Source organism: Dyella sp. 05T440, from assembly GCF_056395965.1.
The window spans coordinates 47847-66052 of sequence record NZ_JBFTKN010000008.1 but is presented as its reverse complement, the minus strand read 5'-3'; the positions used below and the strand labels follow the sequence as shown (position 1 = coordinate 66052).

At 64.7% G+C, this 18206-nt stretch carries 16 protein-coding genes; 6 read left to right on the top strand and 10 right to left on the bottom strand.

The genetic code is table 11. From position 1 onward, the window contains the following. Positions 1–255 precede the first annotated feature (255 nt). Entirely contained in the window at positions 256–1170 is a 915-nt protein-coding gene (gene lpxC, locus AC1DE1_RS12190; RefSeq protein ID WP_046972236.1) for a UDP-3-O-acyl-N-acetylglucosamine deacetylase, read from the top strand. Between the two features lie 234 nt (positions 1171–1404). On the opposite strand, the gene AC1DE1_RS12185 is transcribed toward lpxC, so the two are convergent. Next, on the bottom strand, positions 1405–1887 hold the full coding sequence (locus tag AC1DE1_RS12185; RefSeq protein ID WP_441604401.1) for a DciA family protein: 483 nt from the start codon (positions 1885–1887) through the stop codon (positions 1405–1407). A gap of 30 nt (positions 1888–1917) precedes the next feature. Here AC1DE1_RS12185 and AC1DE1_RS12180 point away from each other — a divergent pair, with 30 nt between their 5' ends. Both AC1DE1_RS12180 and secA read left to right on the top strand, forming a co-directional pair. Then, on the top strand, positions 1918–2847 hold the full coding sequence (locus AC1DE1_RS12180; protein WP_477174979.1) for a M23 family metallopeptidase: 930 nt from the start codon (positions 1918–1920) through the stop codon (positions 2845–2847). Between the two features lie 244 nt (positions 2848–3091). After that, complete coding sequence (gene secA, locus AC1DE1_RS12175) at positions 3092–5827, top strand: preprotein translocase subunit SecA (protein WP_441604399.1); 2736 nt, start codon at positions 3092–3094, stop codon at positions 5825–5827. 143 nt (positions 5828–5970) lie between these two features. Here secA and AC1DE1_RS12170 read toward each other — a convergent pair whose 3' ends face one another. The 6 genes from AC1DE1_RS12170 to AC1DE1_RS12145 form a co-directional block, all read right to left on the bottom strand. Continuing rightward, positions 5971–6819 carry a symmetrical bis(5'-nucleosyl)-tetraphosphatase gene (locus AC1DE1_RS12170; RefSeq protein WP_477174978.1) on the bottom strand — a complete coding sequence of 283 codons (849 nt, stop codon included), beginning with the start codon at positions 6817–6819 and terminating at the stop codon, positions 5971–5973. Next, on the bottom strand, positions 6819–7202 hold the full coding sequence (apaG, locus tag AC1DE1_RS12165) for a Co2+/Mg2+ efflux protein ApaG (protein ID WP_046972288.1): 384 nt from the start codon (positions 7200–7202) through the stop codon (positions 6819–6821). The genes AC1DE1_RS12170 and apaG overlap by 1 nt, the downstream gene beginning before the upstream one ends. A gap of 87 nt (positions 7203–7289) precedes the next feature. Further along, entirely contained in the window at positions 7290–8075 is a 786-nt protein-coding gene (rsmA, locus tag AC1DE1_RS12160) for a 16S rRNA (adenine(1518)-N(6)/adenine(1519)-N(6))-dimethyltransferase RsmA (RefSeq protein ID WP_441604397.1), read from the bottom strand. Beyond that, the gene (gene pdxA, locus AC1DE1_RS12155; protein ID WP_477174977.1) at positions 8072–9082 is read right to left on the bottom strand and encodes a 4-hydroxythreonine-4-phosphate dehydrogenase PdxA; all 1011 of its coding nucleotides are present in this window, start codon (positions 9080–9082) and stop codon (positions 8072–8074) included. The genes rsmA and pdxA overlap by 4 nt, the downstream gene beginning before the upstream one ends. Before the next feature lie 7 nt (positions 9083–9089). After that, positions 9090–10439: a peptidylprolyl isomerase gene (locus tag AC1DE1_RS12150; RefSeq protein WP_441604395.1), complete on the bottom strand. Its 1350-nt coding sequence runs from the start codon at positions 10437–10439 to the stop codon at positions 9090–9092. A 39-nt stretch (positions 10440–10478) separates the two neighbouring features. Then, positions 10479–12953, bottom strand: coding sequence for an LPS-assembly protein LptD (locus tag AC1DE1_RS12145; RefSeq protein ID WP_477174975.1), 2475 nt, complete (start codon positions 12951–12953; stop codon positions 10479–10481). A 92-nt stretch (positions 12954–13045) separates the two neighbouring features. Here AC1DE1_RS12145 and msrB point away from each other — a divergent pair, with 92 nt between their 5' ends. Next, positions 13046–13450, top strand: a complete 405-nt coding sequence (gene msrB, locus AC1DE1_RS12140) for a peptide-methionine (R)-S-oxide reductase MsrB (protein WP_477174974.1) — start codon at positions 13046–13048, stop codon at positions 13448–13450. 10 nt (positions 13451–13460) lie between these two features. Here msrB and AC1DE1_RS12135 read toward each other — a convergent pair whose 3' ends face one another. Genes AC1DE1_RS12135 through AC1DE1_RS12125 form a run of 3 tightly spaced genes read right to left on the bottom strand, consistent with a single transcriptional unit; the run spans position 13461 to position 15582 of the window. Continuing rightward, complete coding sequence (locus AC1DE1_RS12135) at positions 13461–14384, bottom strand: histone deacetylase family protein (RefSeq protein ID WP_477174973.1); 924 nt, start codon at positions 14382–14384, stop codon at positions 13461–13463. Between the two features lie 6 nt (positions 14385–14390). Then, positions 14391–14957: a cob(I)yrinic acid a,c-diamide adenosyltransferase gene (locus AC1DE1_RS12130; protein WP_477174972.1), complete on the bottom strand. Its 567-nt coding sequence runs from the start codon at positions 14955–14957 to the stop codon at positions 14391–14393. Between the two features lie 19 nt (positions 14958–14976). Beyond that, the gene (locus AC1DE1_RS12125; protein ID WP_441604390.1) at positions 14977–15582 is read right to left on the bottom strand and encodes a hypothetical protein; all 606 of its coding nucleotides are present in this window, start codon (positions 15580–15582) and stop codon (positions 14977–14979) included. Positions 15583–15728: 146 nt separating this feature from the next. On the opposite strand from AC1DE1_RS12125, the gene ubiH reads away from it, so the two are divergent. Both ubiH and AC1DE1_RS12115 read left to right on the top strand, forming a co-directional pair. Next, a complete protein-coding gene (gene ubiH / locus AC1DE1_RS12120) occupies positions 15729–16958 on the top strand; it encodes a 2-octaprenyl-6-methoxyphenyl hydroxylase (protein WP_477174971.1) in 1230 nt (409 codons plus the stop codon). Next, entirely contained in the window at positions 16955–18175 is a 1221-nt protein-coding gene (locus tag AC1DE1_RS12115) for an FAD-dependent oxidoreductase (protein ID WP_477174970.1), read from the top strand. The genes ubiH and AC1DE1_RS12115 overlap by 4 nt, the downstream gene beginning before the upstream one ends. The last annotated feature ends 31 nt before the right edge of the window (positions 18176–18206 follow it).

Genomic DNA, 18206 nt, shown 5'->3' with positions numbered 1-18206 from the left:
CGGCCAGGATGGATTCCTGGCTTGGTCCGACGCCCCGAAACCGGATCCCGTCCCGGTTCGGGGCGTTGCGCTTCAGTTAAGTCATTGAAAGTACTTGGATAAGTGCTGCGCACCCCACGAACGGAAATCGTTCGTGAATGAAAGGAGCATGAAAGGGTGAACAGTGTGTGTGGCGCGGATCGCCTTTTCACAGGTTAAGACTGTGTTAGCATCCGTTCCCTAAATTGGCTGCTGCCCCTTACAGGTACCAAAAAAATGATCAAGCAGCGTACGCTCAAGAACATCATTCGCGCCACCGGCGTCGGTCTGCATACCGGCGACAAGGTGTATATGACGCTTCGCCCCGCTGCCCCCAATACGGGCATCGTGTTCCGCCGTACCGATCTCAATCCGCCGGTCGAAATCTACGCACGCCCCGACAACGTCGGCGACACGCGTCTTTCGACCACGCTCGTCAATGGCGAAGTCCGCGTTTCGACGGTGGAGCATCTGCTCTCGGCGATGGCGGGCCTCGGCATCGACAATGCCTATGTCGACCTGTCCGCTCCGGAAGTGCCGATCATGGACGGCAGCGCCGGTCCCTTCGTGTTCCTGCTGCAGTCGGCCGGCATCGAAGAGCAGAACGTCGCCAAGCGCTTTATCCGCATCAAGAAGCCGATCAAGGTGCAGGACGGCGACAAGTGGGCGAGCTTTGAGCCGTTCGAAGGCTTCAAGGTCGGTTTCTCGATCGAGTTCAACCACCCGATCATCAGCAAGCGCACCTCGCGTGCCGAAATCGATTTCTCCACCACCTCTTTCGTGAAGGAAGTGAGCCGCGCTCGCACCTTCGGTTTCATGCGCGACATCGAAATGCTGCGCGAACACAACCTCGCGCTCGGCGGCTCGATGGACAACGCCGTGGTGCTCGACGACTACCGCGTGCTCAACGAAGACGGCCTGCGTTACGAGGACGAGTTCGTCAAGCACAAGATCCTCGACGCGATCGGCGATCTCTACCTGCTCGGCCACAGCCTGGTCGGCGCCTACTACGCCCACAAGTCGGGCCACGAGCTCAACAACAAGCTCCTGCGCACCCTGATGGCCGACGCCACGGCCTGGGAAGAGGTCAGCTTCGCGGACGATCCGGCCACCTCGCCGATCTCCTACGCCCACCCGGCACAGGCGATCTGATCGCCTCGCGATCGGCTAAGTCCCCGACAAACCTGAACAAACTGAACGGCCGCGTCCCAGGGACGCGGCCGTTCGTTTTGTGATATACCTCGCGCCTTCTATTGGCAGCTGTTCACGTACTGATGACATCAGGGTCTATCGGGTCCGTGGGGGCGTGGTATAAACCCATGAGCACCGACCCCAGGGCCGGTGCCTGGGAAGTGCGTCAATGGAGTAGCAAGCCGGAACCCGGCGTCAGGGGGTTTCGTCGGATCGGGAATCAGAAACTTCGGCGATGGACGCCAACTCGAGGAACAGTTCCCGCAATTCGGGGTCTGTGGTTGAGGCTGCGGCGGCTCTCAAGTGAGAGGCCGCAGCTGGCGAAAGCGGTTTTGACCGATCCGGCACGATTTCTGTCGGTGGTTGGGGGGCCACTTTCACGGTGACTGAACTGGCGTACGTGCCTACGGCACGTGCGGTCGAGAGGATTTGCGCCTGGAGCAGGCGCAGCCTGGCGGCCAGAGCCGGCGAGGGAGCCAGAAAAACGAGGCGTCCGTCTTTCAGGTTGGCGAAGCGAACCTGTTCGCGGAGTGGTGACGGTAACGTCTGGCGCAGTGCACGATCCAAGGCATCAAGCTCACGGGCTTTGCGGGCCAGTGAGGCAATCGGGCCGTAATCGGTAATGGCTTTGAGGCCGGAACCGGAGCGGCGATAAGGCTTTGAGTCATCGCGCTGCATGGATGCCGACATCTTCTGACGTAGAACAATATGCAAATCATACTTGTGTCCCGCACCAAAAAGGTGCCGAAAACCTGGAACCTCGCCGATCGACGCCTGCGCTGGCGCCTGTTTGCGGTGGCTGCCGCTGGCGTACTCGCCTGTGCGGGTCTGGGTGGCGCCGTGGCCATGGCGGTGGCCAGTCCGCATGACCGGGCGCTGGCGGAAATTCGCCGCCTTCGGCAACAGGTGCAGCAGCAGAACGCGCAGCTGGGCGGGGTACGCAAGGACGCTCAGCGCGATATCGACGCGCTGGCGGTCAAGCTGGGCCAGTTGCAGGCGCAGTCCACCCGTTTGAATGCCCTGGGCGAGCGCCTGACCCAGGTCGGCAAGCTGGACGATGGCGAATTCAATTTCGACGAGCAGCCGGCGGTCGGCGGTGAGGAAGACAGCGCGGACAGCGGTTACTCGTTGCCGCAGAACCTGGACATCAGCATCAACCAGCTGGCCAGTCAGTTCGACAGCCAGCAGGCGCAGCTTTCGGCCCTGCAGAGTCTGCTGCTGGACGCAAAGATCGAGTCCAATCTCAAGCCCACCGGGATGCCGGTCGAAGGCTATATCTCCTCTTATTTCGGTGGTCGCCCGGACCCGTTCAGCGGTCATAGCGCCTACCACACGGGTCTGGACATCTCGGCGCCCAAGGGCACGCCGGTCCACGCGGTGGCCGAGGGCATGGTCACCTACGCCGGCGAGCGCACGGGTTACGGTGAGGTCATCGAGATCGACCACGGCAATGGCTACATGACCCGCTACGCCCACAACAGCAGGCTGGAGGTCAGCCCGGGCCAGCGCGTCCACGTTGGCGACGTGGTCTCCGAGGCCGGTTCCACCGGTCGTTCCACCGGTTCCCATGTGCATTTCGAGGTCTGGTACAAGGGCCGCGTGGTCAATCCGCTGGCCTTTGTGAAGAACCATCGCTGAGCGCGCCCATAAGGGTGGCTGAGGCCGCCCTTGAAAGCTTTCTGGCGTGCCGCCACTCCATGAACGGGACGATGATCGGGGGAGTCTGCGGCGTACCCGCAAGGGAATGCTGTGTCTCGGTGCCGGCCGATGCCTGTAGTGACGCGCCGTTTGGGATAGCCCGCCGACCCTAGTATCATCAATCCTTTCGTCCTGCCTGGATTTGCCCGGCAGGCCGTTCATGAATCTTAGATCCGGAAGATCGATGCTCAATCGTGCCCTGACGAGCCTTTTTGGCAGCCGCAACGAACGTGTGCTGCGCCAGCTCTCCAAAAATGTTGCGCGCATCAATGCGTTGGAACCCGAGTTCGAGAAGCTGAGCGACGAGGCGCTGCGCGCCAAGACGGACGAGTTCAAGCAGCGCGTCGCCGGCGGCGAGGCGCTGGACAAGCTGCTGCCGGAAGCCTTTGCCGTTGTGCGTGAGGGCGCCAAGCGCGTGCTCGGCATGCGCCACTACGACGTGCAGCTGATCGGCGGCATGGTGCTGCATTCGGGTCGGATCGCCGAAATGCGCACGGGCGAGGGCAAGACCCTGGTCGGTACGCTGCCGGTCTACCTCAACGCCCTCGAAGGCAAGGGCGTGCACGTCGTCACCGTGAACGACTACCTCGCTCGCCGCGACTCGGCGCAGATGGGCAAGCTGTACGGCTTCCTCGGACTGAGCACGGGCGTGGTGTGGCCGGGCATGGATCACTCCGACAAGCACGTGGCTTATTCGGCCGACATCACCTACGGCACCAACAACGAATTCGGTTTCGACTACCTGCGCGACAACATGGCGCTCAGCAAGGACCAGCGCTACCAGCGCGGCCTGCACTACGCCATCGTCGACGAAGTCGACTCCATCCTGATCGACGAAGCGCGCACGCCGCTGATTATTTCCGGCCCGGCCGAAGATTCCCCGCAGCTGTATCTGGCGGTGAACAAGATCGTGCCGAAGATGATCCGCCAGGAGAAGGAAGACACCGCCGGCGATTATTTCGTCGACGAAAAGCAGAAGCAGGTGCATCTGTCCGAAGAGGGCATGTCGCACGCTGACGAACTGCTGCGCCAGGCCGGCGTGATCGACGCGGACAGCGGCCTGTACGATTCGAAGAACCTGGCCGTCGTGCATCACTTGAATGCCGCGTTGCGCGCCAATGCGATCTATCACCGCGACGTCGACTACATCGTGCGCGATGGCGAAGTGATCATCGTCGATGAGTTCACTGGCCGTACGCTGGCGGGCCGTCGCTGGTCCGATGGCCTGCACCAGGCGGTGGAAGCGAAGGAAGGCGTGCCGATCCAGCGCGAGAACCAGACGCTCGCCACGATCACCTTCCAGAACCTGTTCCGCATGTACAAGAAGCTGGCCGGCATGACCGGTACGGCCGATACGGAAGCCTACGAATTCCAGCAGATCTACGGCCTGGAAGTGGTGGTGATCCCCACCCACAAGCCGATGATCCGCCAGGACAACGCCGACATGGTCTTCCTTGGCCAGCAGGCCAAGTACCGCGCGGTGATCGAGGACATCAAGGATTGCCACAAGCGCGGACAGCCGGTGCTGGTAGGCACCACCTCGATCGAAGTGTCCGAGTTGCTGTCGGACCTGCTGCGCAAGGAAAAGATCGCGCACGAGGTGCTCAACGCCAAGCAGCATGAGCGCGAAGCGCACATCGTGGCGCAGGCCGGTGCGCCGGGTTCCGTCACCATCGCCACCAACATGGCCGGTCGCGGTACCGACATCGTGCTGGGCGGCAGCCTGGAAGCGGCGCTTGCGCTGCTGCCGGAAGACGCCAGCGACGCCGACCGCACCAAGGCCAAGGCCGAGTGGAAGAAGCTGCACGAGAAGGTGCTCGCTGCCGGTGGCCTGCACATCGTGGGTACCGAGCGTCACGAATCGCGTCGTATCGACAACCAGTTGCGCGGTCGTTCGGGCCGTCAGGGCGATCCGGGTTCATCGCGCTTCTACCTGTCGCTGGAAGACAACCTGCTGCGCATCTTCGCGGGCGACTGGGTCGGTCGCTGGATGCGCATGTTCGGCATGAAGGAAGAAGATGCGCTGGAAGACCGCATGGTCAGCCGCCAGATCGAAAAGGCGCAGCGCAAGGTCGAGCAGCACAACTTCGACATCCGCAAGCACCTGCTGGAGTTCGACGACGTCGCCAACGACCAGCGCAAGGTGATCTACGCCCAGCGCGACGAACTGCTGGTGGTGGACGATGTGTCCGACACGATCGCCGACATCCGCGACGATGTGGTGACCGAACTGGTGCGTCGCCACGTGCCGGCCGACAGCATCGACGAGCAGTGGGATATCGCAGGTCTGGATCGCGAGCTGGAAAGCGAGTTCGGCCTGTCGATCGATCTGAAGGCCTGGATCGATCAGCAGCATGAGATCGACGACAAGATGATCCTGGAGCACGTGCGCCAGGCGGTCGAGCAGCTGTTCAAGGCCAAGGAACAGCAGACCGGCGTGGAGACCATGCGCCAGCTTGAAAAGCACATCATGCTGAGCGTGGTGGACAACGCCTGGAAGGAACACCTGGCGAGCATGGATTACCTGCGTCAAGGCATCTATCTGCGCGGCTATGCGCAGAAGCAGCCCAAGCAGGAGTTCAAGCGCGAATCGTTCGAGCTGTTCTCCAGCATGCTCGACCGCATCAAGGCAGAAGTGGTGCAGATGCTGGCGCGCGTGCGCGTGCGCAGCGAGGAAGAAGTCGCCGCGATGGAAGCCGAGCAGCAGCGCCTGGCCGACCGCCTGCAACGCCAGATGCTGGCGAGCGGTGGTGGTGCGCCGGTGGGTGCGCTGGGCATGGATGCCGAGGCGGTGGCCGCCGGCAGCATGGCCGCGCCGGCCCGTACGTCCGATCAGGACGGGCCGCGCGTCGGCCGCAATGATCCTTGCCCCTGCGGCTCTGGCAAGAAGTACAAGCATTGCCACGGTCAGCTCAGCTGATAAACAAAAACCCCGCGAAAGCGGGGTTTTTTCTGCTCAGGATTGTCTTGCTTGTCTGTGGGAGCGCACCCTGTGCGCGACAGCCAACGGAGCAATGAACATCACGACGCCGCAGTCGCGCACAGGGTGCGCTCCCGCAACGCTCAATCCCCGTCAGGAACCTTCTTTCGATAAGGCTCGGCATTGACGGTGATGTATTGCGGTTCTTCGGTGTCCAGGCGCATCGCCGTGAGCTGTCCGCCCCAGACGCAACCCGTATCGATCGCGTAGATGCCGATGCCCGCGAAACGGCCCAGCGCCGACCAGTGGCCGCAGACGATGCGCGTCTCGCGCCGGCGCATGCCGGGCACTTCGAACCACGGATACATGCCGGGCTTTTGCGTGCCGGGCACACCTTTGCTTTCGAAGTCGATGCGGCCCTGGATGTCGCAGTAACGCATGCGCGTGAGCGTATTGATCGATGCGCGCATGCGTTCGACGCCTTGCAGGCGGCTGTTCCATGCGGCGGGGCGATTGCCGAACAGATTCTTCAGCAGGCGCGGATGGCGCGGGCCACCCAGTTCGCGCTCGATCTCCTGCGCCGAGCGCTGGGCTTGGCGTAGCGTCCACATGGGCGCCAGGCCCGCATGCACCATCGTCCAGTTGAGCTGCTCGTCGTGATGCAGCAGTTTCTGCGAGCGCAGCCATTCCAGCAGCACCGGCGCGTCGTCGGCAAACAGCACTTCGCGCAGTTCCGGATTCACCTTGGACTGCGCTTCAGGGCGGCGCTGGCCGATCGCCAGCAGGCTGAGATCGTGGTTGCCGAGTGTGACGACCGATTGCTCGCGCAGGCTGTGGATCAGCCGCAGCGTCTGCAGCGACTGTCCGCCGCGATTGACCAGGTCGCCGCAAAACCACAGTTTGTCCACCGAGGGATCGAAGCGGATCTTGTCGAGCAGGCGTACAAGTTCGGGATGACAGCCCTGCACGTCACCGATTGCGTACGTAGCCATCAGTGCAGGGTACGTGGAATCGACAGGGTGAACGGCGGGATCGCCGCTTCGAAGTGGGTGCCGTCATCGGCCAGCATTTGATAGCTGCCCTGCATGATGCCCACCGAGGTCTCCAGTACCGCGCCCGAGGTGTATTCGTATTCGTCGCCGGGACGGATCCACGGCTGCTCGCCCACCACGCCTTCACCCGTGACTTCTTCGACCTTGCCATTGGCGTCGGTGATGACCCAGTGACGCGTCAACAGGCGCGCGGCGATATCGCCAGCGTTGTGCAGGGTGATCGTGTAGGCGAAAACGTAGCGGTTGTCGCCGGGACGAGATTGGTCGGGGACAAAGCGGGGTTCGACCTGCACGTCGATCGTGTAGGAAGATCTTTCATTCATGGCCCGATTGTACGGGTTGTCGGGGCGCATGGGTAAAGCTGCAGGCCACTCGATGGCATCGGGGGCCATCGAGCGACGGGTCGCGTATCAACCGTGCGGAACACGGGCGAGACGGACGTAGTCCTGGGGTGAAAGTGTTTCGGCGCGGGCCTTGGGGTCCACGTCGGCGGCCATGATGGCGCTGGAGTCCATCACGTTCTTCAGGGCATTGTTCAGCGTTTTGCGGCGCTGCGCGAAAGCGGCCTTCACAATGGCATGAATGCGCTCGGGATCGGCATCGGGCAACTGATCGGGACCCAGCGGCACCAGTCGCACCACGGCCGAGTCCACCTTCGGCGGCGGCCGGAAGGCGCCCGGCGGCACCACGAACAGCGGCTCGACGCGGCAGACCAGCTGCAACATCACGGACAGACGTCCATAGACTTTGCTGCCGGGTTCCGCGGCCATGCGATCGACCACTTCCTTCTGCAGCATGAAGTGCATGTCCTGGATCGCGGCGGCGTGCTCCACGCAATGGAACAGGATGGGGCTGGAGATGTAGTACGGCAGGTTGCCGGCAACGCGCAGCCGTTCCACGCCATGGCGATGGGCAAGCGCGGTGAAGTCCACCTTCAGCACGTCCGAATGGATGATGCTGAGCTCGCCGACGCTGGCGGCACGCGCCTGCAGGCCGGGGATCAGATCCGTATCCAGCTCGATCGCGGTGAGCTTGCCGGCCGCCGCGAGCAGCGGCAGCGTGAGCGCGCCCTCACCGGGGCCGATCTCCACCACGAAATCATCCGCACGCGGCGAGATGGCGCTGACGATGCGCTCGATATAGCGCTTCTCGTGCAGGAAGTGCTGGCCGAAACTTTTCTTGGGGCGGGCGTTCATGCTTGTCCTTGCGCGATGTCGCGGCGTCGTGCCACGAGCTCAAGCGCCATCTTTGTTGCTGCAATAAGGCTGGCCGGATCCGCGCGACCGGTGCCGGCCAGATCAAGCGCCGTGCCATGGTCGACGGAGGTGCGGATAAAAGGCAGGCCAAGCGTGAGGTTCACCGTGCGGTCGAACGCTTCGCTCTTGAGCACCGGCAGCGCCTGGTCGTGATACATCGCCAGCACCGCGTCGTAGCGCCCGCGCAGCGCCGGCACAAAGGCGGTATCGGCGGGCAGCGGGCCCAGCAGCTGCATGCCTTCGGCGCGCAGCGCTTCAAGCGTGGGGATGATGGTGTCCAGTTCCTCGCGACCGAGGTGACCGCCTTCGCCGGCATGCGGATTGAGTCCAAGCACGGCGATGCGCGGCTCGGCCAGGCCGAACTTTTCACGCAGCTCGCGATGCACGATGCGCAGCACGCGCACCAGCGCCTCACTGGTGATCGCGGCGGGTACGGCCGACAGCGGCAGATGCGTGGTGGCCAGCGACACCCGCAGCTCCGGGCTGGCCAGCATCATGACTACCTCGGCGCCCGCGCGTTCGGCGAAGAATTCGGTGTGGCCGCTGAAGGGTATGCCGGCTTCGTTGATCGAGGCCTTCTGGAGCGGCGCGGTGACGATGGCGGCGTAGCGACCCTGCAGGCAGCCATCGGCCGCCTCAGCCAAGGTGGCGAGCACGTGCTGCGCATTGGCAGGATCGGGCGTGCCCGGTGTCTCGGTGGCGCCGAGCGCGATGTGGTGGACGCGCAATTGGCCGGGCTGGCGCTCGACGATGTCGCTGCCGTCGTCGTCGATCAGCTCGACCGTTTGCCCGCAGCGCCGGGCTGCGCGTTCAAGCAGGCCGCGATCGGTCACCGCAACGAAATTGGCCGCCAGCGGAGTGGCGGCCAATCGGATGACAAGCTCGGGACCGATCCCCGCTGGCTCACCTGCGGTGATGGCCAGTCGGGGCAGGGTCTGGGTCTTCAATGCGACCTCAGGACGACTTTTCGGGCTGCGGCGCGTTGGGGTCACGCAGCTCGGGCACCAGGATGTTCACATAGGCGCCGGAACGCATGTCGCGCAGGTAATCCTCATAGGCCTGCTCGGCCTTGCGGTTGCCGATCGCCTGGCGTGCCTGGTTGCGCGACAACTCATCGGTACGGTCGCTCTGGCGGGTGCCCAGGCGCTCGAGGATGTGCCAGCCCGCTTCGCTCTGGAACGGCGGGGACACCTGATTGTCCTTCAGCTCGCCCAGGTGCTGGGCAATGGTCGAGCCCCAGTCGTTCTGCATGAACCAGCCCATGTCGCCGCCATTGTTGGCGGTGGTGTCGTCCTTGGAGTTTTCCTTCGCCAGCTTGGCGAAGTCTTCATGCTTGTTGACCAGGCGGCTGTAGATGTCCTCGGCCTTCTGGTGAGCCTGTTCGGCGGTCAGCAGTTCGCTGGGACGGATCAGGATCTGGCGGGCGTGGTATTCCTGCACCACCTGGCGGCTCGGCGCACGCTGCTCAATGAGCTTGAGAATGTGGAAGCCGGTGGGGCCGCGCATGGCCGGCGAGACATCGCCCGCCTTCATGTTGCCGACCGCATCGGCAAAAGCCGGCGGGATCTCGTCCATGCGGCGAAAGCCCAGGTCGCCGCCATCGAGCGCGTCCTGTGCATCGGAATAGCGGATGGCTGCAGCGTGGAAATCCATGCCGCCCTTGATGGCTTCGACGGCCTGGTTGGCCTTGTCCTGAGCTGCCTTGATGTCGGCGGCGGTGGCGCCGGCCGGCAGGCTCACCTGGATGTGAGCCAGGTGGACCTCACCCGCCTTGTAGGACGGACTGGCCAGCATGTTGTTGATTTCGCTGTCGGTAATGCTCACCTGGTCGCGCACCACGCTGTCATGCAGGCGCTGGGCGACGAGCTGGTCGGACAGCTGGCGGCGGAAGGCGGCAAAGCTGTTGCCGTCCGCTTCCACGGCGGCGCGCAGCTGCTCCGGCGTCATTTTGTTCTGCTGCGCCACGGCGTTCACGGCCTGGTCGACGTCCGCATCGGAGACGCGGATGCCCTGGTCGTCGGCGCGCTGCACCTGCAGCTTCATCAGGATCAGACGGTCAAGCACCTGGCGGCGCAGCACGTCGATCGGCGGCAACTGGCCGGGATTGCTGGCGTACTGCTGCTGGACCGAACGGACGGCCTCGTTCAGCTCGCTCTGCAGGATCACGCCCTCGTCCACCACCGCCACGATACGGTCGAGCGGCTGCTTGCCCTGGCCTGCGGCCTGGGGCAGCAGCTGGGCATGGGCGGGCAGGGCGGTCGCGGTGGCGACCGCGAGCAGGAACAACGCGAGAGGCTGCTTCATCAGTACGGGGCCTTCGATCGCCGTGGGCGATAGGGGAAGTTATTGATAACCAAGAATACCATTGCGGATGGCGTTTTCCGACTGGCCGGTGAAGCCGCCCATGCCCTTGAACTCCACCTCGAACATGATCGCCGTGTTGGCCGAGCCAAGCGTGGTGGTGTAGTCGTAGGTATTGACGTAATGGCGGCCGACCAGGCGCAGGGCCACGCAGCAGCTGTCGTACTCCACGCCGGCCAGGGCCTCCACGGTCTTCTTGTCGAGCACCGAGTAGGTCCAGTGGCCGATCAGGCGCCAGCGGTCGGAGACGGGATAGACAATCGAAGCGTCGTATTGTTCCAGCAGGGGCAGTTCCGTGCCGGGGGTGCGACGGTAGCGGTAGGAGAAATTGAGGATGCCGTCGGTCTTGATGCGCTTTTGCAGCGTGATGGCGCCCAGGTCCGTGAGATCCAGATTCGGGTTCCACTGGTACTGCGACATCAACTTCCAGTCGTCATTGAGCTGGGTGGTGAGGTCGATGATGTAGTCGGAGCCGGACCAGTTGGTGGGTGCCGGAGCCGTGTTGTTGGTGGTGGGGATCTGCACCCGCTGCTGGGTGAAATAGCGGATCTGGCCGAAGCTCGCCGACAGGCGCTCCACGCCGTTGTCGTCCAGCAAGCGCGAGGTCAACATGGCGCTGAGATTGTTCGCGTTCTCCTGGCGGTCGGCGCCGGAGAAGGTGTTGGGCGTGAACAGCTCCCAGGTATCGAACGACATCAGGTTGGTGTCGAACAACGGCAGGTTGTTCTGGTTGCGGTACGGCACGTAGAGGTAATACAGGCGCGGCTCAAGCGTCTGCGTGTAGCCCGTGCCGAACAGCGACGTGCTGCGATCGAACACCAGGCCGCTGTCCACGCTCACGATGGGCAGTGAGCGGCTTGGCGAGTTGCTGGTGAACGGCGACGTCGTGCCGGAACTGAGTAGACCGTAATAACCGTATTGCTGCGTGTTGCCGGTGAGGTCGTAGCCCGTGTAGCGATATGCGACCCTGGGCTTTACGAACCAGGCTGCACCGCGGAAATCGGCCTGAATGTACGGATAGAGATCCAGGCGGTTGCCCTCGACGGAGTCTTCCTTGCGGAAGGCGACCGCTTCGGTATTGGCGCCCACGTCCAACCAGCGGTTGATCGGGTAGTCGACGTTGAAGGTCGCGCGCGGCCAGCGCTTGTACTGCACTGACGTGTCCGGCAGCGAGTAGTCGGCATTCTGGTAGTAGTCCGCGCCGAAGCTGGCGTTCCAGAACGCTGCGCCCCACTTGCCCGCGCCGTTGATATACGTCGACGAAGTCAGCTGGCTGGTCGTGGTCGTATAGAAGTCGTTGCCGAAGTCGCGCAGATAGTTGCGGTCCGAGGCCAGGTTGATGCCTGCGTTGAGCGACCACGGTCCGTACAGATGGGTGGAGTCGTAAAGCTTCAGCAACCAGCGATCGGTGCCCTTGGTGTTTTCCGTGCTGTCGGGATCGTTCGCGCCGTTGTCATGCGGCAGGAACTCCAGGTTCACCTGGCCCGTGCTGCCCGGTACGAGATAGCGAAACTCGCTCGCCAGCATCACGCCGCGATCGGTGTAGATGCGCGGGTCGAGCGTGGCGTCGTAGTTCGGCGCGAGGTTCAGGTAATACGGCGCGCTGATCATGAAACCCGAGCGGCTGGAGTTGCCGACGGTCGGGGTCAGGAAGCCGCTCTTGCGATCATCGTTGATCGGGAAGGTGAACGTGGGCAGCCAGAAGAACGGCACGTTGTACAAGTACATGGTGGCGTCGTGCGCCACGCCTTCGCCGGTTTCCTTGTCCATGCGGATGTCCTTCGCATGGATTTCCCACACGTGGTTGCCCACGTCGCAGGTGGAATAGGTGGCGTTGAAATAACGGCTGCGCTGGTCGTCCAGCATCTGGCCCTGGGTGGCCACGCCGTTGCCGCGATTGGTCAGCATCTGGTAGCTGACGTTGTCCGCGATCGACGTGCTCGCATCCTGGTTGCCGCGCATATGGTCGGACGACACCAGCTGGCCAACTTCTTGATAGCGCACGTTGCCGCGCGCGTCGTAGTCGGTGGTGTCGTCGCTGTAGTCGGCGACGTCGGCCTGCATGCGCTGGTCGGCGCGGTCCATTTTCACGTCGCCTTCCAGGTGATAGACGCTCTGGTTGGAGCTGTCCACGCGCTGGGCGGCGACATAGGTATTGGAGGTCTCGCGGACCGAGCTGTCCTTGCTCATGGTCGGGTCGTAGAACGACAGCATCGCGTTGGGGCGACACATGTTGTAGTTCAGCGGCCGCGTCGGGCAGCGGAACGCGCCCAGCGGGCAGTTCGACGCCGCCGGCGGCGCCACGCTCGGCGTGGTGGGGGCGCTGGGCTGGCTGGGTGCGGGTTGCGCTTCGGCTGCCGACTGGGCCTCAACCGGGCCACCGAACAAGGCAAGGGCAGCGGCGACCGCCAGCAGGCGGCGAGGGGGCAGGTGGCGCGGAGGCAGCTTGGGCGTCACGATGGCAGTCTGTCGGCTGTGAGGCTCGTAAAACTAGCAGAAAGGCCTCGTGGACGGCAGTTGGATAGCGCACGCCGGGAGAAGGATTCAGCATGAGCGAGCAGAAAACGGGCAAGAGCGACGACCAATGGCGTGCCGAGTTGACGCCGCAGCAATATGCGGTGTGCCGGTGTTCCGCCACCGAGCCGCCCTTCAGCGGCAAGTGGTACCGGCACAAGATCGCAGGCACCTACGTCTGCGTTGCCTGCCAGGCGCCCTTGTTCGCGTCGGAGGCCAAATACGATTCGGGTTCCGGCTGGCCCAGTTTTTTCCAGCCACTGACGCGCAAGGCCATCAGCCTCATGCAGGACGACAAGCACGGCATGCGCCGCACCGAGGTGCGCTGTGCTGTCTGCGAGTCGCATCTGGGGCACGTCTTTCCGGACGGCCCCAAGCCGACCGGCCTGCGCTATTGCATCAATTCGGTGGCGCTGGATTTCAGCCCGTCCGGCGCCTGATGGCCAGGGCTCAGGCGTCGAGCAGCTCGCCCACGTGGGCGGCCACGCTGGTGGACAGGGCGAGCAGGTTGTAGCCACCCTCCAGGGTCGACACCACGCGACCCTGCGCGTGCGCGCGGGCCACGTCGACCAGGCGCTGGGTGATCCAGGCGTAGTCCTCGCTGCCGAGGCGCAGGTCGGCCAGCGGATCGTTGCGATGGGCGTCGAAGCCCGCCGACACCAGTAGCAGCTGCGGCTTGAACGCGTGCAGCTTGGGAATCAGCACGCCCTCCCACAGCTCGCGGAATTCATAGGAGCCATCACCGGGAGAAAGTGGTGCGTTGACGATGTTGCCCACGCCGTGTTCGTCGGCGCGGCCGGTTTCCGGATAGAGCGGCATCTGATGGCTGGAGATGAACATCACGCGCGGCTCGCGGGCGAAGATGTCCTGCGTGCCATTGCCGTGATGCACATCGAAGTCGGCGATGGCGACCCGCTTGAGCCCGTGCGCGGCGATGGCATGGGCCGCGCCGACGGCGATGTTGTTGAACAGGCAGAAACCCATCGCGCGATCGGGCGTGGCGTGGTGGCCCGGTGGGCGCACCGCGCAAAACGCCATGCCACCCTCGGCTCCCAGCACCGCATCCACCGCTGCGACCACGGCGCCGGCCGCCCGCAGGGCGGCTTCGGCCGAGCCGGGCGACATCAGGGTGTCTTCGTCGAGGCGCACCGTGCCTTGCTCGGGCGTGATCGCGAGGATGCGGTCGACATGCTCCGGTGTGTGCACCCGCAGCAACTGCTCGCGCGTGGCGCGCGGCGCTTCCACTCTATCGAGTGCCGCAAAGCGGTCCTGATCCAGCGCCTGCAGCACCGAGCGCAGGCGCGAGGGCGACTCAGGCTGGGCCGGACCGGGATCGTGCTGCAGGCAGCTGGCGTGGGTGTAGAGCCGCAGCATCGAGGGTCACGCCTGGGGCTTGCGGCGGCGCTCGTGCTGCCACAGCACTTCGCCGTGGCCACTGGCACGGGCCAGCACGCGCGCGAGCACAAACAGCAGGTCGGACAGGCGATTGAGGTAGCGCTGCGCTTGCGGGCGGACTTCTTCCACGCGACCCAGCGCAATCACCTCGCGCTCGGCGCGTCGGCACACCGTGCGTGCCAGATGGCAGCAGGACGCGGCCATGCCGCCGCCCGGCAGGATGAAATCCTTCAGCGGCGGCAGCGGATCGTTGAAGTGATCGAGTACTTGCTCGAGCTGGTCGATATCGGCGTCATGGACCATCGCCATGCCCGGGATGCAAAGCTCGCCGCCCAGGTCGAACAGGTCGTGTTGCACCTGGGTCAGCGTTTCGCGCACATCCTCGCCCACGCCATCGCAGGCCAGCACCATGCCGATCGTGCTGTTGAGCTCATCGACCGTGCCGTAGGCACCAACGCGCAATGAATCCTTGGCGACGCGCGAACCGTCGCCCAGACCGGTGCTGCCGTCGTCGCCCGTGCGCGTGTAGATCTTCGAAAGACGGTTACCCATCGCGGCTTGCCTATGGAGATCAGTGCGACAGCTTGGAGGAATCAGCGTGACCGAGCATGCGCGACAGCTGCACCACCAGGCCATGCACCACCAGACCCAGCGCCACATAAAGCACCGTGGTCTCGAGGAAGAAGCCGTACCAGTCGACCATGTTCTCGAACCATGCGGCGAAGCTGCGCGGCTGCGGCACGGTGCTGCTCAGCCAGTAGTAGCTGCCGTTGGAGATGACGTAGCAGGCGAGCCAGCTGCCCAGCAGGGCGGCCACGGTGAAGCCGAGGCTGCGCGCGTTGAGGCCCAGCTTCTGGCCGGCCAGCCAGCTGCCGCCCAGCCACAGGCTGGCGTATGCCGGGACCAGGGCCCAGTAAGCCGCCGAGACGCAGTAGTGATCCCAGAAACTGATGCCCTGGTTGCTGATGACCAGGTAGTCCACCAGCACGGCCTCGGCCAGCAACAGGGGCAACGCCCAGCGCACTGAGCCGCGCAGCCAGAAGCCGGCCAGGAAGAAGATGCCCCACGAGGCATCCCACACATCGTGATGGAACAGCGAAAGGTGAATACGGGTCGCGGCCATCACCACGGCCAAGGCCAGGAAGATGCCTAGGCGCTGGGTCTGCGTCTTAGCCATGAGCTGCTCCAAAAAGGTCGCGTCGAATGCAAGCGGCAAGTCTATCGCAATTGGGCAGAGTCAGGCCCGGGGTCCAGCGGCTCGCTGTCGTCGGGCCTTCCACACGTCATAGTTCAGAGCATCCCCGGCGCGTATCATGCGGCGTCATGACGAACTCATCCTCCCAGCCTGCTGCCACGCGGCCGGTGCTCATCGTCGGCGGCGGACTGGTCGGCGCCAGCCTGGCCATCGCCCTGGACGCGGCCGGCATCGATGCCGTGATGGTCGAAGCGGCGGCGCCACGCATCGGCGATCAGCCCAGCTACGACGAACGCAACCTCGCCCTGGCGCGCGCTACCGTGAACGGCCTCACTGCCATTGGCGTGTGGAAACACGCCGCGGCCCAGGCCACGCCGATCCATCACATCCACGTCACGCGGGCCGGCGAGTTCGGCAGCGTGCAGATGGATGCGGCGCGGCAGGGCGTGGATGCCCTGGGCTGGACGCTGCCTGCGCGCGAACTGGGCGCGGCACTGCTGCGGCGGCTGGACGAATGCACGCGCCTGCGCCGCCTGGCGCCCGCGCGGGTGGAGTCGCTGGAGCCGGTGGCCGATGGTTGGCGCGCGCGCATCCAGACCAAGGACGAGGTCGTCGAGATCGAGACGCCGCTGCTGGTCGGCGCCGATGGCACCGCCTCGTTCGTGCGCGAACGGTTGGGCATCGAGGCGGAGCGCCATGATTATCGCCAGACCTTGTTTGTCTGCACGGTGACGCCGGAGCGCGACCACGCGCAGCGTGCCTACGAACGCTTTGCCGACCACGGACCGATCGCCCTGCTGCCGCTCGCCAATCGTCGTTGCGGACTCGTGCTCACCGTGTCGCAAGCCGAAGCCAAGGCCGTCGAAGCGATGGATGACGAGGCCTTTATCGCGCTGGCGCAAGAGCGCTTCGGTTGGCGGCTGGGGCGGCTGAGCCGTCCCGGCAAGCGCCACCCTTATTCGATCCAGCGGGTGGCGGCGCGTTCGCTGGTCTCCACGAGGGCGGTGCTGGTGGGCAATGCCGCGCAAACGGTGCATCCGATTGGCGCGCAAGGCTTCAACCTGGGATTGCGCGATGCGCTGACGCTGGCCGAGATGCTGACCAACGCCTCTGATCCGGGTTCCGAAGACTTGTTGGCGAACTACGCGGCCCGCCGTGCGCCGGATCGCGAAGGCACCATGGCGATGAGCCATGGACTGGTGCAACTGGCCTGCCTGCCGCAACCCTTGCTGGCGCCGTTGCGTTCCTTGGCCATGCTGGCGTTCGATCGCCTGCCGCCGTTGCAGCGTTTGCTGGCGCGGCGTGGCATGGGTTTCCGCGGCGAGCCGCCCAAGGCCGTGCTGGAGCGTCTGCCATGAGCGTGACATCGATCGCCCGCAGCGAATCGCGTCGTCGCGGTCCTGCGCTTGACGTGGCCGTGGTGGGTGGCGGCATGGTCGGCGCGGCGACGGCATTGGCGCTGGCGCGTGCCGGCTTTGCCACCGCACTGCTCGAGGCCCGCGCGCCGGCACCGTGGTCGGTGCAAGACGAAGTGGATTTGCGCGTCGTGGGATTGGCGCCATCGTCGATCACCTTGCTTGAGGACCTGGGCGTCTGGACGTCCATCCGCGCGTCGCGCGCGAGTCCTTATGCGCAGATGCACGTATGGGATGCCGCGAGCGGTGCGGTCATCCACTTCGATGCCGCGCAACAGGACCGCGACCTGCTTGGTTACATCGTCGAGAACAATCTCGTGCAATGGCAGCTCTGGCAGGCGCTGGAGTCCGCCGGCGTGCGTCGCCTGTGCCCCGCACAAGTCAGAGGCTACGAGGTGCTCGAGGATCGCGTGCAGCTGAGCCTGCAGGGAGCGGAGGCGGAGACGATTTCCGCACGTCTGCTGGTTGCCGCCGATGGCGCTGCCTCACCGTTGCGCGCGATGGCGGGCATCGAAACCCATGGGCGGGACTATGCGCAGCGTGGCGTGGTGGCGCATGTCACGACGGAGCGCGCGCACGAAGGCACCGCCTGGCAACGCTTTCTCGATACCGGACCGCTGGCCTTGCTGCCGCTGGCGGACGGTCGCAGCTCGATTGTGTGGTCGCTACCCGAAGCAGGAGCGCTGCGTGTACTGGCGCTCGACGATCAGGCGTTCTTCGACGCGCTCGGCGTGGCCAGCGATTTCAGGCTCGGACGCATCACCGGCGCCACCGCACGTGCGGCGTTCCCCTTGCGCCTGCAGCTGGCCGAAACCTATCAGGCCGAGCGCTTCGTGCTGCTCGGCGACGCCGCGCATGCGGTGCATCCCCTGGCAGGACAAGGCGTAAACCTGGGCTTGCGTGATGTGGTGGAACTGCGTGACACCCTGGTCGCTGCTCGCGATGCCGGCAGCGATATCGCCGCGCCCCACGTGCTGCGCCGTTATGCGCGCCGCCGCCGCAGTGCCGACACGATGGACGCGCTGGGCTTCGATGCGCTGGCGCGCATCTATGCGTGGCAGGCCTCGCCGCTGGTGGCCGCGCGTGGTCTGGGCGTGCGCCTCATCGACAAGTTGTCACCGATCAAACGCAGACTCGCGGAACACGCCGCCGGCCTGTAGACCGTTCGAAACCCCGCAACCAGGAGTGGAC

Excerpts from the sequence above, each read along its gene's own strand:
- lpxC (WP_046972236.1), top strand. The coding sequence starts at position 256 with ATGATCAAGCAGCGTACGCTCAAGAACATCATTCGCGCCACCGGCGTC.
- AC1DE1_RS12185 (WP_441604401.1), bottom strand. The coding sequence starts at position 1,887 with ATGCAGCGCGATGACTCAAAGCCTTATCGCCGCTCCGGTTCCGGCCTC.
- AC1DE1_RS12180 (WP_477174979.1), top strand. The coding sequence starts at position 1,918 with ATGCAAATCATACTTGTGTCCCGCACCAAAAAGGTGCCGAAAACCTGG.
- secA (WP_441604399.1), top strand. The coding sequence starts at position 3,092 with ATGCTCAATCGTGCCCTGACGAGCCTTTTTGGCAGCCGCAACGAACGT.
- AC1DE1_RS12170 (WP_477174978.1), bottom strand. The coding sequence starts at position 6,819 with ATGGCTACGTACGCAATCGGTGACGTGCAGGGCTGTCATCCCGAACTT.
- apaG (WP_046972288.1), bottom strand. The coding sequence starts at position 7,202 with ATGAATGAAAGATCTTCCTACACGATCGACGTGCAGGTCGAACCCCGC.
- rsmA (WP_441604397.1), bottom strand. The coding sequence starts at position 8,075 with ATGAACGCCCGCCCCAAGAAAAGTTTCGGCCAGCACTTCCTGCACGAG.
- AC1DE1_RS12150 (WP_441604395.1), bottom strand. The coding sequence starts at position 10,439 with ATGAAGCAGCCTCTCGCGTTGTTCCTGCTCGCGGTCGCCACCGCGACC.
- msrB (WP_477174974.1), top strand. The coding sequence starts at position 13,046 with ATGAGCGAGCAGAAAACGGGCAAGAGCGACGACCAATGGCGTGCCGAG.
- AC1DE1_RS12135 (WP_477174973.1), bottom strand. The coding sequence starts at position 14,384 with ATGCTGCGGCTCTACACCCACGCCAGCTGCCTGCAGCACGATCCCGGT.
- AC1DE1_RS12130 (WP_477174972.1), bottom strand. The coding sequence starts at position 14,957 with ATGGGTAACCGTCTTTCGAAGATCTACACGCGCACGGGCGACGACGGC.
- AC1DE1_RS12125 (WP_441604390.1), bottom strand. The coding sequence starts at position 15,582 with ATGGCTAAGACGCAGACCCAGCGCCTAGGCATCTTCCTGGCCTTGGCC.
- ubiH (WP_477174971.1), top strand. The coding sequence starts at position 15,729 with ATGACGAACTCATCCTCCCAGCCTGCTGCCACGCGGCCGGTGCTCATC.
- AC1DE1_RS12115 (WP_477174970.1), top strand. The coding sequence starts at position 16,955 with ATGAGCGTGACATCGATCGCCCGCAGCGAATCGCGTCGTCGCGGTCCT.